We start from the raw sequence: 14,027 nt of genomic DNA, 5'->3' as shown, positions 1-14,027 counted from the left end.
CTGAGAGGCGCTCGTGGTAGCTGCAATGTCCGGAAGTTGGGTCCTCGCGACCGCTGGCTGCCCGGCGGCTAGTGCCCTACGTTCTGTCGTTCAGGTCGATGGCCGAGTTTGCCGATACCTACCGCCCTTCATCCGCGATCGGTCGCCCCTGACTTAGGCGAGCAGCAGCCGGTCGGTGCCGCAGAGACAGGCATGGATCCTAAGGCGACATGAACCCCCTGAATTCGACGAAGGGAAGGCTCGGCGGGTCCGCCCAAGGGCGCGCGCCCGTTGAGGAGGGTTCGAGAGTAGGCGTTCCGCAATGTGCTATGTTCTTATTATCGAAGACGAATGGATTATTGCGGAGCACTTGGCGGGGCTGGCCGAGGATGCGGGGGCCACGTCGATAGAAGTCGCCGCGATAGGGCGCCAGACAGTCGAGGCGGCGCGTGAGCGACGGCTTGACATCATCCTGTCCGACGCACGCCTGCAGGAAGGAACCTGCCCAGCAGCTGTCGCGTCGATCCAGTGCGAGCTTGGGGACATCCCTGCCATCTTCATCACCGGCAGCCCGACGGAGTGTCAGCCTCGTAGTGCTTCGGCCATTGTGCTGACCAAGCTCTTTGACAACGCGGCCATGCTCGGCGTGTTCAGGAACTCGGCGCCGATCTAGGGCCATCCTTGCCGAACGGACCGATCAGCTTCCGGTACTCGGCCTCAGGCTGCCCGTAGCCATCGCCAGCCAGTTCTTCGAGCTTGTGCCGATCCAGAATGCGAACGCGGCCGCGCGTCGATCGGATCATGCCGGCGCCCTCCAGCACGTGCAGCGATACCGTCACGCCGGAGCGCTCGGCGGCAATCATCATCGCCATGAATTCGTGAGTCAGCGGGATCTCGTCGCTGTCATGCCGGTCGTGGCACATCAGCAGCCATCGCGCGAGCCGTGCTTCGATGCGCTGATGCGCGTTGGACACCGCGCTCTGGGCCGTCTGGACGAGGAAGGTCTGGACATAGCGCAGCAGTATCGTTCGCAGGGTGGCGCTTCGATCCATCACCGCCAGAAACTCAGCCGCCTCGATCCTCAGACCGCTATGTCCATTCACCTGGACGAAGATCTCATGCGGCGAGGTATCCGCGCCCAGTAGAAGCGGCACCCCAGCGAAGCCATCGCGCCCGAAGATGCCCACTTCCGTCCGGCCATGATCGGCTGTCATCATCACGACCGAGGTCACGCCACCTTCGGGAAACCAGACCGTCTCGATTGGCTTGCCGAGCGCGACCAGCACCTGTTCCCGGTGCAGCTGCTCGCGCCTCAGATGCGGCTTGAGCAGCGCCAGATCGTCGCCCGACAGGGCGTCGAGCAGGATGTTCGTCGTGTAACGTTCGGCGGGTTGCGACACGCGCACGCTCCGTAGCTCGGGGCGAAAGCGCGATGGTCCTTCAGCCGCTCGCGCCCTGATCGTCGGCGAGCGATGTGGCAGATATAGGAGCGATGTCGCCGCTTACGATCCCCTGGGCGCGGCTTTTGTGGCGTACCGCACAATCGCCAGTCTCGACGTGCCGGGAAGCATGGCTCCGGGCAAAGGAGCACTCGGGCTGAATACCGGCGCGGCGCCTAACCTTTCGCAATCCTGAATGTGGCGCGTCCAACAGAGGGTGGCCGCTCCCCGCGATTACATAGAAAATCCGGACACATCAGCGTTCAGGCGAGCCACGGATCATGACGGACGAGCAGACCTACTATTATCGGCGCGCCGAAGCCGAGCTGGAGCAAGCGCAACGGGCGTGCGATCCACGTGCGGTTCGCGCCCATTATCAGCTTGCTGAAGCGTATCTGGGACGCGTTGCCGCACCGACGCAGGACGCCAGCGAAGGCCGAACGCAGTGAGGTCGGCGATGGCTGATCCCCGGCTGCCGGCAACGACCGGTGACCTGCTGTTGCGAGAGACGCACCACCGGTGCAGCAACGATCTGCAGCTGATCGTGAGCTTGCTGTCGCTGCAGAGCCGTCGCGTGCATAGCGAGGAGGCGCGCGCCGCGTTGAGCGACGCCGCCCAGCGGGTCGCAGTGCTCGCCAGTGCGCGGGCTGCGATGTTGAACGGAGGGTTACCAAGCTTGGAGGCCGCGCTAGGCCAGCTGTGCGAAGCGCTGCACTCCCATGCTGAGGCGCGCTCGATCCTCGTGACGTTCCGGGTCGAACAGCCTGTGGGCCGCTTGCCCGCCGAGCGGTTGAACCCGCTCACGCTGGTCGTCAACGAGCTTATGACGAATGCGATGAAGCACGCCTTTGAGGAAGGCACCTCCGGACACATCACGGTGACAGTTGGCCGCAGCGCTCAGGGCGACGTGATGGTGACCGTCGACGATGATGGTCTGCCGTTCCCGAAGTCATCCGCGCCAGACGGTAGCGGAATGGGGCTCGGTCTCGCCAAGCGACTGATGGCGTCCATCGACGGCCTGCTGATCGCGCCGACCGGACCGTCCAAGCTCTTCGAACTCAGGGTCTCGAGCGAACACAGGCAGGTGCTGGCATGACCAACGATGGCCACCGTTCGGCCCTGCAAGGCACGGCGTTCGTCAGGACGCGGCTGTTATCAGCCGAGGATCGGCAGGCACTCGTCGAAATCGCCACAGCGCCACGTCAGTTCAAGGGCGGTGCCAGCCTGGTGTCCGAAGGTGTTCGCACGGACGCCATATTCGTCGTCACCGAGGGCTGGGCGTGCCGTTACAAGATGACGCGAGATGGCGCCCGCCAGATTACCGGGCTCGTGGTGCCCGGCGACGTGTGCAATCTTGACTCCTTCATGCTTCCTCAGGTGAATTTTGGCGTGAGGACGCTGACAGCGGGAGCTGCGATCGGGCTCCCGCGCGAGCGCGTGCAAGCGCTCGCGGCCGAGCGTCCCGCGATCGCCCGCGCGTTCACCTGGTTCACAATCGTCGAGAATGCGGTTCTGAGCGAATGGGCGCTGTCACTGGGCCGGCAGTCAGCGCGCGAGCGGCTGGCGCACCTGTTGTGCGAACTGGCCGTGCGTCTCGGCGGCACACGCGGGGACGCGCCCAGCTACGAACTGCCTGTCACCCAGGAGCAACTGGCCGACGCGCTCGGCCTTACGTCGGTGCACGTTAATCGAACCCTGAAGCAGCTTCGGGCGGATGGGTTGGTCGCGATCGAAGCCCGGCGGGTCACCTTGCCGGACCTGGCGGCGCTGCGGAGGGTCGGCGACTTCGACGGCGCGTATCTGCATGCCGAAGTGCCTTAAAGCCCGAAAGGGAGCTGGGCGAGGCAAGCCATCTAAGTGACGCGAGATAGATCCCTTCACCAAAGGGCAGCTATTCATTTCAATGTGCCGACAGCTGCTGGGAAAAAACGCTCGCAATCTCCGTCGCTCCGCGATGATGCTGGCCCCAATTCAAGCGGTCGATCCGATAACATGAACGAACGGCAGGTGTCGGGCCGCCGAAAGCGGCGCGTGAATGGCCGGGATTGGGTCGTCGTGACGGAAGGGTAGGGCGGCTTCCGCTCAATTGCGGACATTCTCACCTCATGGCAGCGCAGCCGGATGTTTGCTCTCTGGTTCCTGCTGCTCCTTGTTTTACCCGTGTTGATCCTGTGGTCGCGCGTATTCGCGTGAGCTGGCCCCCGTTTTGACCGGACGAATTTGAGCCTAAGAAGAAGACTTGGGACTATCCCCTGAGAATAGGCTTATGTCCAGGTCCAAGATCGTCACCGACGGCGGTCGTCGCCGTCACTGGAGTACGCCTGAGAAGCTGAGGATCGTCGAGGAAACGCTCGATGGTCGATCGCTTCAATCTCCAACCCCCGCCGCCCCAGCTGGCCGTCAACTCGGCCTCCTGATCCGTACTAAGGCGGCGGCCCACTCATACGCCCCTTTGGAAATTATTGCGCGGGCCATCCATCCTATCACGATGCTTTGCGCTTCCGTGCCAAGTGCAGCTGTTCTAGTATCCCAGGCGCCCGCTGATCAAACCTGCCCGGCCTAATGCCCAGTCCGGCGTGGGCTGTCATGGTCTCCAGCTTCTCCTCCGGATCAGCGTGTAGGTACGTCTCGATGCTCTGAAATCCCACATGGCGAAGCTGACGTGCCGCCTTCCGTGGGTCCTTAGTCGCCTTCAGGATGGCCATGGCGCAGGAGTGCCGGAGGACATGCGGGGTTACGCGCTTCCGCGCGATTGAGGGCACCATGCGCGCGGCGATGCCAGCGTACCTGCTCAGGACATATGCGAAGCCATCGCGAGTCAACCGTCCACCGCCTCTGTTGACGAACACGTTTTGCGACGAGGTCGTCGGCCTTGCGTCGAGCCATGCCCTGAGTACATCGACATGCCCGGGCAAGAGCGGCATCTGGTCCCGTTTGCCGCCTTTGCCTAGGATGGTCATGTTGGGGCTTCGCCCGAGCCACAGGTCGCCGGTTCCAAGCTGCAGCGCCTCCGACACGCGTAGGCCGTACGCGTAGGTGATAAGGAGCATGGCCCGATCCCGTAATCCGAAGCGCGTGTGGGGATCGGGGGCGTCTAAGATCGCCGTCACCTCCTCAAGTGTCAGGTAGGAGATCACGCCCTTGCTGTACCGCTTGCCCGGGATCAGCTTAAGCCTCGAGACTTGATCGAGGAGCACCGGGTTCTTGAACGCCGCATAGTTGAAGAATGATTTAAGCGCAGACAGGCGAAGATTGCGCGAGCGTGTTGTGTTGCCGCGCTGCTCCTCAAGATGGGCTAGGAACGCGAGCACGGTTTCGGGGTCCAAGTCGGCGAAGTGTAGGCGGTCGGCTACCATGCCCTTCGCCTCGCACGTGTATCGTAGGAAGAGAAGCAGGGAGTCCGCATAGACCTCTTGTGTCCTCGGACTCAGTCCGCGGTCGCGGACAAGGTGCTGGTCGAGATACCCCGACACGAGCGTCGGCACGTCACTTGGCGTGCGGTTGCGCATGACGCATCTCCTCCATGGCATTAACGATGGCGAGCTTGGTCTCGGGTAAGAGGCGAAGGTACCAGTATGTGTCCCTGACGCTTACATGGCCGAGATAGGTGCTCAGCGCCACGATGTGGTTGGCGACGCGCTCCTCGTCGTGGGCGCACTCCGCCAGCGAGTTGATCGCGAAGGTGTGCCGCAGGTCGTGGATGCGAGGCGGCCCGCTCCCGTCTCTGCCTTTCATCCCGAGATGGTTGGTACACCGGCGAAATACCTGCTCTACCAGGAACCGGCTGGGCGTGCGGTTCGTCCAGATCACGAACAGCTTGGGCGCGTTCAACCCCCGTGGCCTGAGGGCCAGATACCCGTCGAGTGCACGGATCGTGGTTTCGTCCACCACGAGTAGCCGATCCTTGTTAAATTTGGTCTGCCGGATGAAGAGCTTGGTCCCATCAACATCGGTGAGGCGGAGGTTGAGCGCCTCGCTTACCCTCATGCCTGTCGCCGCGATCAGCCCGATGATGACGCGATAGGTGAGCGCATCATAGGGATGCGACAGACCTAGCGAGGCGAATCCCTCCATCACGCTGAGGATTTCCTCCACGCTGTACACGAAAGGTATGAGGCGGTCGCGACACCCCAGCCTGGAGGAGTAGCGTGGCGGCAGGGCCTCGTGGGTGTCGTCTTCGGCGCGCAGGAACGCACCCAGGTTGCCGACCCAGTCAACACATCGTCGCCGGACATGGGCGCTCCCCATGGGCTCGATCCAGGCCAGGACGTCCTCGTTGCGCAGGTGGACGGCTCCCCGCGCCGCGGCGAACGCGGCAAACCTCCGCAACCCACGCCTGAGGTCGCTATCCTGATAGCCGAGCTCCGCGCGCAGTTCGAGGTAGCGCTCTACGGCGGCGATCATCGCCCTGCTCCCGGCCAGGGACGGGCGACGCTTTTAAGGCCGGCCTCATCCACCTTGGCGTAGATCATGGCGGTGTCTAAGGTCTGGTGACGGAGCACGCCAGCGATCGCCGGCAATCCGACGCCCTCCTTCAGGAGTTTCCTTGCCAGGCTGTGCCGGAACAGGTGCGAACCTCCCACGCGAATGTGTCCGGCTCTCGCCAATGCGCGACACACGATGTCGGCGACCCCGCCCTGGGGTCTGATCCCGACGCACGGGGTCCTTATGCGCACGAACAGCGCCTCATCGTCGGTCGCTGGCCGCGCCCGCGCAAGCCAATCCAAGATGGCGTCGCCGCTGTCCTGCGTCAGCGGCATAATCGAGGCTCGACCTCCCTTGCCCCTTACGGTGATCACGGCCCGCTCCCAATCAAGGTCCTGGAGTCGGAGCCTGGCCACCTCGATGCCCCGCATGCCGGTCTCGAGAAGTAAGGTTAGCACCGCCCTGTCGCGGATTCCTGCAGCGCTGTCCGGGTCGCACCCGGCGATCACCGCCCTGAGCGTCTCGAAGGGAAGGCTGCGCGGCACGGTGCCCAGGCTGTAGGTGGGCCGCGAGATCAAGGCGTCGGCGAGTGTCGGTGCACAATCGCCTCGTCCCGCCCTGAACCGTAGGTAACTCCTGATCACCGTGATGAAGCGGCTCTGCACAGTCGGGGATCGGCCCTCCAACCGTTGCCTGGCCAAGGCACGAACTCGGGCCGCGGTGTACATGCCGGCATCCTCGCCGAGCACGGCCTGCCATTCGAGGAGTTCGTTCATGTACGTCTCGACCGTCGACGTCGCTAGGCCGCGATGCCTGATGAGCCAATTGCGGTAGGCGGCGACGCTCTCGGCGGCAGGCTTGCGCAGCGCCCGATCCGCACGGACGACGGCGCGGTCCACCACGAGGGGATCGGCACCGTCCATGAACCTTAGGAGGCGGACCGCCGCCCTGCGCCGCATCTGCCGCAGGTTCGGGTTGATAATTCTGCTAGCGTTGACGAGTCCGCAGTGACAGCGATGAGTGGCAAAGCGGGTGATCGTATCCTCACCCAACTCCGTCGGCTTGATGCCATGAAGGCGAGCCCAGATGATAAGATGTGCGCCATGCAGGCCATGCCTGTTCGCGTTAAAACGAGTCAGGCCGTGGGCGAGCAACGCGGTATGGAAGCGGATGCAGAGATCCGCATCCTCGCCGCCCCAGCCGAATGACGGGCGGAGGCCTTGATACTGGAGGTACAGCAGCAACCGGGCTAGATTGCCAATGGCCCGCGTGCGATAGTCAGCAACGTGCGCTACGTCGGCAGGCAGACCGAGGACGTCTACGCGATATCGGTCCAGCGTGTCGGCGTCGGCCGCGAGCACGGCCGCAGGGTCCTCGCCGAGCCATAGCGCGAAGCGGTTCACGGCCGGCCTGATATCGAGGAGCGAGCCTGAGCATCGGGTTGCGTTCAGAAAGCGGCGGAGGAACGGCTCGGACGTAATAGGCAGCGGCGGGGGTGTTGACGCATCGATGGCGGCAAGGCTTTTCATGAGACGGACCGCCGACTCGAAGCCATTCTTGTTACTGTCGATTCGCGAGTAAGGGGACATAATGTGTTTTCCCGGCACGGTGCATCGATGGGCGGCACCGGAGCGCCGTCCGCGATTGACAAAGAAATCAAAATGCCGAAGATTAGATCTCGGTTGAGAGAGTATCTTCACGAGCCCCAGGCGTTGGAGCGCTTTGGGGCTCGCTGCATTCTCGGTGGGTGAAGGTTGGTCGTCAGGTCATGGCTCGCCTCCTTTCGCTCGGGTGCGAAGGTCGTGCAGCCAGTCAGCCACGTCGCAGGTATAGGCGAACAGGCCTCTGCGCGCGGGCGCCAAGAAGACTGGCACGCCGACGCGCTTTTGCCGTCTAGCTTGGCGAAGTGCCTCTATGCTGTCGAATCCCAGCGCGCGGACGAGTTCGCTGCCTTTCAGCACAGGTCCGAAGGCCGCGAGCATAGTGTTGCGTACCTCAGCCCGATCTGGGGTCAGCGATTCGGCATCTTCGAAGTCGGTCACCAGAGTACCTCCTCAGCCCGTGATCACGACCAGTTGCGTAATTCGGGCTCGAGAATACACTGGCAAAATAGATTTATCGTTTTGTGGGAGGCGTGGTGGTCGACGGTCGACGACAGGATCCGATCGACAAAGTGAAGATCAGGGTGACAGTGACATACTGGCACTCGATGTCGCGCATCGGCAGAACGGGTTCTCGGCCAACCAATCGGCCCGCCCAACACCCACTCTTCAAAGAGTACGAGAAGGGCATACACGTCCCCCGCGATCATCCGGGCGGCGTCATTGACCAAATGGATGAGGTGGTGCCGGGCACCGCCGCGTTGTTCCGGAGTCTCGTCTGGGCGATTCTGAAGGGGGTGCCGCTTCGAGCCTCCGTCCTTCGTGAACGACTGGGTCTAGACGCATTCGATGTCATGCAGGTGAGCCCCACCGCGAGCACATTTGCAGACCTAGAAGCGCTGCTGATGTGGGTGGAACTGGCAAAGGCAGAAGGGAGGCACGACGCGTTCGCCTCCGCAGTGGCGGGGGTTGAGACGGTGATGCCGCAGGTTCGTTTCATCATCGAGCTGACGCAGGAAGCGGATGCATTCTCGGCCTTTCTCACCGATCGACTGCGTGTTTGGCAGGCTGACGTAGAAGAAAGACGGGTACGAGGGCTGTTGAGCCCCCCTGCTTACGCTCAAGCCGGCTTAGACCCGGCGAACCGCCAAAATGGCGGCCACCTCGTCGCCCAACTAAGTTCGCAATGGAAGCACGCCGCGGCAGGCCTGGTGTTCCTTGCAATCAGCGCGCTAACGCCCGACCATTTCTCGCGCATCGCCGCCATGATGATGTGCGCTACCTTCACTGTGTGCGCCTACTCTGCGGCGGCAAGCGGTCCAAACCGCTGATTGCAGCTTGAGGCTCACAATGTCCCCTTCCTTATGGTAGCAGCGGCACACCTGATCCTGGTTGATGATCATCAAGACTAGCGCACTAGTAGTGCATGCGCGCCCGTACTTAATCCCCCCTTACCTACACATGCAGAACGGGACATTTCGCCGGTTTGGCGAATGGAAGCACGAGCGTCGTGTACGGCGTTACCAGCCCAAGAATGACAGACGAGCAGGAGAGGTGGCGGGGTAAAGCCCGGCGGTGAAGCAAATTGCAAGTGAGCCAACCCGAATTCTACTCAAGGCCGCCAGTCAAGCGTAGGCCCACGAAATCGTTATGCCGAGTGGTATACTCAGCGGCAGCGCTATTGACCGCACCTCCTTCGGAACAGTCTGGCTAATTTGAGACTCAGCATAAGACGAGTTATTCCGAACTCGGCGTAATTCGTAATCCTCGGTCAGGCTGGTCGCATCGAACGGGTCGCCGCCTCGCGCCGCCGCGATCGCCGCCAGCATGGTGGGCGCGATCGCGCAGCCGGTCCCCGCCAGCGGCATCCCCGCCCCGATCCAGGTGCGGACGACCAGCTGCTTGTGGTGACTCTCGGCAAATTCGTCGGCGTAATGGCCCGACACCAGCCGCGATCCCGGCACGACTAGCGGCAGCACGGGGATCTGCACCACCGCACGCCCCTCGATCAGCGAATCGAAGACGGTCAGTTCGGCGGGATGCACCACATCCTCGGCATCGTGGAGCACGATCGCCTTCACCGCGAATCCCTCCGCCGCCCGGTCACGGGCCAATGCATGCCACAGGGTATTCAGGCAGTCCGCCTTGGTCGTCGGCCCCGCCTTTGATCCGATGACCAGCCTCACCCGGTCATCGCGCTCGGCCACTTCGGCGGCGGCGGCGATGGTTGCGGAGTCGTTGGGGTAGAGCCCGACATAGAGGCGGTAATCGGCATGATCGATCCGCCCGAGCGCGGCCGACAGCATCTCGCCGATGACCGCCGACTCGTCCCACGCCGGGATGAAGACGATCATCCGTCCGGTCTGGGTGGGACACGGCAGAGCATCACTGCGAATCGGCGGCGTGCGGCCCCGGCCAAGACGTCGCACCAGATAGAATAGGTCGACGAGCAGATCGTCGAGCCCGCCGATCAGCAACCCGGCCGCCGCGAACAACGACAGTTCGCGCACGACGACATCGATCCCCCCGATGATCCCGTCCATCCGGCTTGCTCCCCCTCGCCGACCCATCCGGTCTGATGGGGGGCGAGCCCGGATTCAACGGGATTCTGAGGGTCAATTTGAAACAGCGGCGGCAACCGCAATATTGTCTTGAGGAATCAATAGGCGCGGATGGTTGCGATCGGTGCTGCGGTGCAACATATTATGTCCGAAAGGACTATCTGTGGCCAAGACATTTTCCCCGGGCGTCGTTCATGCCGCGCTGGCCGTTGGTGGCTTTGCGATCGGCACGACCGAATTCGCCGCGATGAGCCTGGAGCCCGATCTCGCGCGCGGGCTGGGCATCGATGCGCCGACCGCGGGGCATGTCATCAGCGCCTATGCGCTGGGCGTCGTGGTGGGCGCGCCGATGCTGGCGGTGCTGTCGGCCAAGCTGGCGCGGCGGACGCTGCTGATCGCGCTAATGCTGATGTTCGCGCTGGGCAACGGATTGTCGGCGATGGCCCCCAACTATCACTGGATGCTGGTATTCCGTTTCCTGAGCGGCCTGCCGCACGGCGCCTATTTCGGGATCGCGGCCTTGGTCGCCGCCTCGCTGGTCCCCGATGAGCGCCGGACGGTTGCGGTCGGGCGGGTCATGCTCGGGTTGACGGTGGCGACCGTGATCGGCGTGCCGTTGGCGCAGATGCTGGGCCAGTGGCTCAACTGGCGTTGGGTGTTCGGCGTGGTTGCGGGGCTGGCGTTGCTGACCACGACCCTGGTCGCGATCGCCGCACCGCATGACCGGCCCGATGAGGGTGCCAGCGTCCGACGCGAGCTGGCGGCCCTGAGCCGGGGGCAGGTCTGGCTGACGCTGGCGATCGGCGCGATCGGCTTTGGCGGCATGTTCGCGGTCTACACCTATCTCGCCGCGACGCTGACCGAGGTGACCGGCGTGTCCGAGCATCTGATCCCGCTGGTCCTGGCCGTGTTCGGGCTGGGCATGACGATCGGCAATATCGTCGTGCCGCGCTTTGCCGACCGGGCATTGATGCCGACTGCCGGGGGCCTGCTGCTCTGGTCGGCGGCGATGCTGGCACTCTATCCGCTGGCGGCCGGGAGCATGTGGACGATCCTGCCTAATGTCTTTGCCATCGGCTTGGGCGGGGCGCTGGGCACCGTGCTCCAGACGCGGCTCATGGACGTGGCGGGTGAGGGGCAGGGGCTGGCCGCCGCGCTCAACCATTCGGCGTTCAACACGGCCAATGCCATCGGCCCCTGGGCGGGCGGTCTGGCGATCGCCAACGGGCTCGGCTGGACCTCGACCGGCTATGTCGGCTGTGGGCTGGCGCTGGGCGGCTTTGCCATCTGGCTGATCGCAATGCGGGTGGCGCGCGGGGAGGTCAGCGTGCCAGCGGATCGATCGAATCGTCCGGTGCTGTCGCACTGAGGCGTTTCGCGACGGCTTCGACCTTCGCCATCACGCGCAGGATATTGCCGTTGGTGAGGTTTGCGAGGTCCGCATCGCTCCACCCGCGCCGGACGAGTTCGGCCAGCACCAGCGGATAGCCGTCGACGCCCGCCATCCCCTCCGGGCCGGTGCCGTTGATCCCGTCATAATCGCCGCCAAAGCCCACCGCGCCGCGCCCGGCCACTTGCGCGATATGCTCGATATGGTCGGCGACCATTGCCGGCGTCACGCGCGGGGCGGGGTTTGCCACATCCCAGGCGATCAGCGGTGCAGGACTGCGTGGGCCATAGACATTGGCTGCCACCCCGACCAATTTCGCATAGGCCGTGCGCTTCGAATCCCAGGCCCGCCAGTCGCTCGACAGGAAGGCGGGATAGACATTCACCATCACGACGCCCCCCGCCGCCCCGATCCGGCGGAGCAGCGCATCGGGAATGTTGCGCGGCGCATCCGCCAGCGCTCGCGCGTCGGAGTGCGAGGCGATGACTGGTGCCCGACTGGTATCCAGCGCCGCCGCCATCGTCGTATCGGAGACATGCGCGACATCGATCATCATGCCGATGCGGTTCATCTCGGCGACGACGGCGCGGCCAAAGGGGCTGAGGCCGTTCGCGATGGGAGCGTCGGTCGAGGAGTCGGCCCAGGCCAGGCTGCGGCCATGGGTCAGCGTCAGATAGGCGGCGCCCAGCGCCCTATACTGGCGCAGCATCGACAGCCGCCCGTCGATCTGATGCCCGCCCTCGACCCCGATCAGCGAGGCGACCCTGCCGGAGCGCACGATCCGGCGAACATCATCGGCGGTTCGGGCCATGGCGAGTCGGTCGGGATGCGCGGCGACCAGCCGATGGACGCGGTCGATCTGCTCCAGAGTCATCTCTACCGCGCGCGGGCCGGTGACGTCGGCGGGAATCCACACCGACCAGAATTGCCCGCCAACACCGCCGCGTCTCAGCCGCAGAAGGTCGGTCTGGAGCGGATAGGGCAGGGTGGTGGTGTCGGTGGCAAGTGAGGGGGACTCGGGCGGGACGTCGGTGTCGCGTAGCTCCCAGGGGAGGTCGTTATGCCCGTCGACGATCGGCGCACGGGCGAGGACCGATTCGATTCGGCGCGTGATGGCTGGATCGGCCGCCTGGGCGAGCAGGAGCGCGATCAGCATGTCAGTCGCTGCTCGAAGCGGGTGAGGGTGGTGTCGATCGGCTGCTCGGTGGCTTCTACTTGATCGACTCGGGCGTTGGGTGGCCCCGATCCCGCCTCGGCGATGATCTGCACCACCGCATCGTCGGCCCCCTGGACAACCGCCTCTACCGAACCGTCCGCGCGATTGCGCACCCAGCCGGTCAGCCCCAGAGCCTCGGCGTGGCCAAGGAACCAGTAACGATACCCGACGCCCTGCACGCGCCCGGTGATGCGAAGATGACGGCCGATCATGCTCGCGACTGTCGCGCGGGTGGGCAGGAAAGGGAAGTTCCTATTCCTCCCCGGCACGGGGAGGGGGACCGCCGCGAAGCGGCGGTGGAGGGAGCGTGCCGCAAGGGATACCCTGTGTGGAAGCCCCCCTCCGTCAGCGCTGCGCGCTGCCACCTCCCCGTGCCGGGGAGGATTTTTGGTTCGCGCGGATGCGCAAAGATCGCGGAGGAGACGGAATCTTCTCTGCGTCCTCCGCGCCTCTGCGCGAACGAGCCTTAGACCTTGTCGGTCAACTCCGGCACGACGGTGAACAGGTCGCCGACCAGGCCGATATCGGCGACCTGGAAGATGGGGGCGTCCTCATCCTTGTTGATCGCGACGATGACCTTGGAGTCCTTCATCCCCGCCAGATGCTGAATCGCGCCCGAGATGCCAACCGCGACATAGACTTCCGGAGCGACGATCTTGCCGGTCTGCCCGACCTGATAGTCGTTGGGGGCATAGCCCGCATCAACCGCCGCGCGGGAGGCACCAACGGCGGCGCCCAGCTTGTCGGCGAGCGGGTCGATCAGCGCGTGGAACTGCTCTTCCGACCCCAGCGCACGACCGCCCGAGACGATGATCTTGGCGCTGGTGAGTTCGGGCCGGGCATTCTCGGCCTTTTCCGCGCCGACGAAGCGGGACTTGGCGGCGTCGCCGGTGGCGGCGACCGCCTCGATGGTGCCCGAACCACCCTCGGCCGCCGCCTTCTCGAAGGCGGTGGTGCGGACGGTCAGGACCAGCTTGGTGTCGCTGGTCTTCACGGTGGCGATCGCGTTGCCCGCATAGATCGGCCGGGTGAAGCTGTCCGGTCCCTCGACCGACAATATGTCGCTGATCTGCATCACGTCGATGAGGGCCGCGACACGCGGGGCGATGTTCTTGCCGGTGGTGGTCGACGGCGCCAGGAACGCGTCGTGATGGCCCATCAGCTCGGCGATCAGCGGCGCGACGTTTTCCGCCAGCGCATTGGCATAGGCCGCATCGTCGGCGACATGGACCTTGCCGACGCCCGCTATCTTGGCGGCGGCCTGCGCCACGTCGCCCACGCCCTGCCCCGCGACGATCAGGTGCACCTCGCCCAGCTTGGCCGCCGCCGTGACGGTCGCCAGCGTGGCATCCTTGACGGACCCGCCGTCATGCTCGACCCATACCAGCGTCTTCACTTGGCCACTCCCAGTGCTTT

The 14,027-nt window shown here is 64.4% G+C and carries 15 protein-coding genes; 6 read left to right on the top strand and 9 right to left on the bottom strand.

Features of this window, described 5'->3' with window-relative positions:
- Positions 1-301: 301 nt before the first annotated feature.
- Positions 302-652: a response regulator gene (locus tag SP6_RS16845; protein WP_042469380.1), complete on the top strand. Its 351-nt coding sequence runs from the start codon at positions 302-304 to the stop codon at positions 650-652.
- On the opposite strand, the gene SP6_RS16840 is transcribed toward SP6_RS16845, so the two are convergent.
- Positions 630-1,379: a Crp/Fnr family transcriptional regulator gene (locus SP6_RS16840; RefSeq protein ID WP_042469379.1), complete on the bottom strand. Its 750-nt coding sequence runs from the start codon at positions 1,377-1,379 to the stop codon at positions 630-632. The genes SP6_RS16845 and SP6_RS16840 overlap by 23 nt on opposite strands.
- A 320-nt stretch (positions 1,380-1,699) precedes the next feature.
- Here SP6_RS16840 and SP6_RS21290 point away from each other — a divergent pair, with 320 nt between their 5' ends.
- The 3 genes from SP6_RS21290 to SP6_RS16830 are packed head-to-tail and all read left to right on the top strand — an operon-like array spanning position 1,700 to position 3,239.
- Positions 1,700-1,867, top strand: a complete 168-nt coding sequence (locus SP6_RS21290; RefSeq protein WP_167541263.1) for a hypothetical protein — start codon at positions 1,700-1,702, stop codon at positions 1,865-1,867.
- Between the two features lie 8 nt (positions 1,868-1,875).
- Positions 1,876-2,514 (top strand): sensor histidine kinase, encoded by a 639-nt coding sequence (locus SP6_RS16835; protein WP_042469378.1) that lies wholly within the window; start codon positions 1,876-1,878, stop codon positions 2,512-2,514.
- Positions 2,511-3,239, top strand: a complete 729-nt coding sequence (locus tag SP6_RS16830) for a Crp/Fnr family transcriptional regulator (RefSeq protein WP_042469377.1) — start codon at positions 2,511-2,513, stop codon at positions 3,237-3,239. The genes SP6_RS16835 and SP6_RS16830 overlap by 4 nt, the downstream gene beginning before the upstream one ends.
- Before the next feature lie 662 nt (positions 3,240-3,901).
- Here SP6_RS16830 and SP6_RS16825 read toward each other — a convergent pair.
- The 4 genes from SP6_RS16825 to SP6_RS20520 all read right to left on the bottom strand — a co-directional run bounded on the left by SP6_RS16825 (position 3,902) and on the right by SP6_RS20520 (position 7,885).
- Positions 3,902-4,927, bottom strand: a complete 1,026-nt coding sequence (locus tag SP6_RS16825; RefSeq protein WP_042469376.1) for a tyrosine-type recombinase/integrase — start codon at positions 4,925-4,927, stop codon at positions 3,902-3,904.
- Positions 4,905-5,822, bottom strand: a complete 918-nt coding sequence (locus SP6_RS16820; RefSeq protein WP_045078429.1) for a tyrosine-type recombinase/integrase — start codon at positions 5,820-5,822, stop codon at positions 4,905-4,907. The genes SP6_RS16825 and SP6_RS16820 overlap by 23 nt, the downstream gene beginning before the upstream one ends.
- Positions 5,819-7,372 carry a tyrosine-type recombinase/integrase gene (locus SP6_RS20170; RefSeq protein WP_167541262.1) on the bottom strand — a complete coding sequence of 518 codons (1,554 nt, stop codon included), beginning with the start codon at positions 7,370-7,372 and terminating at the stop codon, positions 5,819-5,821. Before SP6_RS20170 ends, SP6_RS16820 begins: the two co-directional genes overlap by 4 nt.
- A gap of 237 nt (positions 7,373-7,609) precedes the next feature.
- Positions 7,610-7,885 (bottom strand): hypothetical protein, encoded by a 276-nt coding sequence (locus SP6_RS20520; protein WP_197913063.1) that lies wholly within the window; start codon positions 7,883-7,885, stop codon positions 7,610-7,612.
- 95 nt (positions 7,886-7,980) lie between these two features.
- Here SP6_RS20520 and SP6_RS16805 point away from each other — a divergent pair, with 95 nt between their 5' ends.
- Entirely contained in the window at positions 7,981-8,775 is a 795-nt protein-coding gene (locus SP6_RS16805) for a hypothetical protein (protein WP_128130682.1), read from the top strand.
- Between the two features lie 294 nt (positions 8,776-9,069).
- Here SP6_RS16805 and SP6_RS16800 read toward each other — a convergent pair whose 3' ends face one another.
- Entirely contained in the window at positions 9,070-9,987 is a 918-nt protein-coding gene (locus tag SP6_RS16800) for a glycosyltransferase (protein WP_082052544.1), read from the bottom strand.
- A 181-nt stretch (positions 9,988-10,168) separates the two neighbouring features.
- On the opposite strand from SP6_RS16800, the gene SP6_RS16795 reads away from it, so the two are divergent.
- Positions 10,169-11,374 carry an MFS transporter gene (locus SP6_RS16795; RefSeq protein WP_007405233.1) on the top strand — a complete coding sequence of 402 codons (1,206 nt, stop codon included), beginning with the start codon at positions 10,169-10,171 and terminating at the stop codon, positions 11,372-11,374.
- On the opposite strand, the gene SP6_RS16790 is transcribed toward SP6_RS16795, so the two are convergent.
- The 3 genes from SP6_RS16790 to SP6_RS16780 all read right to left on the bottom strand — a co-directional run bounded on the left by SP6_RS16790 (position 11,328) and on the right by SP6_RS16780 (position 14,007).
- On the bottom strand, positions 11,328-12,551 hold the full coding sequence (locus SP6_RS16790) for a dipeptidase (protein ID WP_007405332.1): 1,224 nt from the start codon (positions 12,549-12,551) through the stop codon (positions 11,328-11,330). The genes SP6_RS16795 and SP6_RS16790 overlap by 47 nt on opposite strands.
- Positions 12,545-12,823 (bottom strand): acylphosphatase, encoded by a 279-nt coding sequence (locus tag SP6_RS16785; protein ID WP_007405260.1) that lies wholly within the window; start codon positions 12,821-12,823, stop codon positions 12,545-12,547. The genes SP6_RS16790 and SP6_RS16785 overlap by 7 nt, the downstream gene beginning before the upstream one ends.
- 254 nt (positions 12,824-13,077) lie before the next feature.
- On the bottom strand, positions 13,078-14,007 hold the full coding sequence (locus SP6_RS16780; RefSeq protein ID WP_007405276.1) for an electron transfer flavoprotein subunit alpha/FixB family protein: 930 nt from the start codon (positions 14,005-14,007) through the stop codon (positions 13,078-13,080).
- Positions 14,008-14,027 lie beyond the last annotated feature (20 nt).

Origin of the sequence: Sphingomonas paucimobilis NBRC 13935, assembly GCF_000739895.2 — a bacterium.
In the GTDB taxonomy this organism is placed as follows: domain Bacteria; phylum Pseudomonadota; class Alphaproteobacteria; order Sphingomonadales; family Sphingomonadaceae; genus Sphingomonas; species Sphingomonas paucimobilis.
This window is presented reverse-complemented; position numbering and strand designations above follow the sequence as displayed.

Bases quoted from the DNA above. Each gene is read 5' to 3' on its own strand.
- SP6_RS16785 (WP_007405260.1), bottom strand. From the start codon at position 12,823: ATGATCGGCCGTCATCTTCGCATCACCGGGCGCGTGCAGGGCGTCGGG.
- SP6_RS20170 (WP_167541262.1), bottom strand. From the start codon at position 7,372: ATGAAAAGCCTTGCCGCCATCGATGCGTCAACACCCCCGCCGCTGCCT.
- SP6_RS16790 (WP_007405332.1), bottom strand. From the start codon at position 12,551: ATGCTGATCGCGCTCCTGCTCGCCCAGGCGGCCGATCCAGCCATCACG.
- SP6_RS16800 (WP_082052544.1), bottom strand. From the start codon at position 9,987: ATGGACGGGATCATCGGGGGGATCGATGTCGTCGTGCGCGAACTGTCG.
- SP6_RS16845 (WP_042469380.1), top strand. From the start codon at position 302: ATGTGCTATGTTCTTATTATCGAAGACGAATGGATTATTGCGGAGCAC.
- SP6_RS16830 (WP_042469377.1), top strand. From the start codon at position 2,511: ATGACCAACGATGGCCACCGTTCGGCCCTGCAAGGCACGGCGTTCGTC.
- SP6_RS16820 (WP_045078429.1), bottom strand. From the start codon at position 5,822: ATGATCGCCGCCGTAGAGCGCTACCTCGAACTGCGCGCGGAGCTCGGC.
- SP6_RS21290 (WP_167541263.1), top strand. From the start codon at position 1,700: ATGACGGACGAGCAGACCTACTATTATCGGCGCGCCGAAGCCGAGCTG.
- SP6_RS16835 (WP_042469378.1), top strand. From the start codon at position 1,876: ATGGCTGATCCCCGGCTGCCGGCAACGACCGGTGACCTGCTGTTGCGA.
- SP6_RS16825 (WP_042469376.1), bottom strand. From the start codon at position 4,927: ATGCGCAACCGCACGCCAAGTGACGTGCCGACGCTCGTGTCGGGGTAT.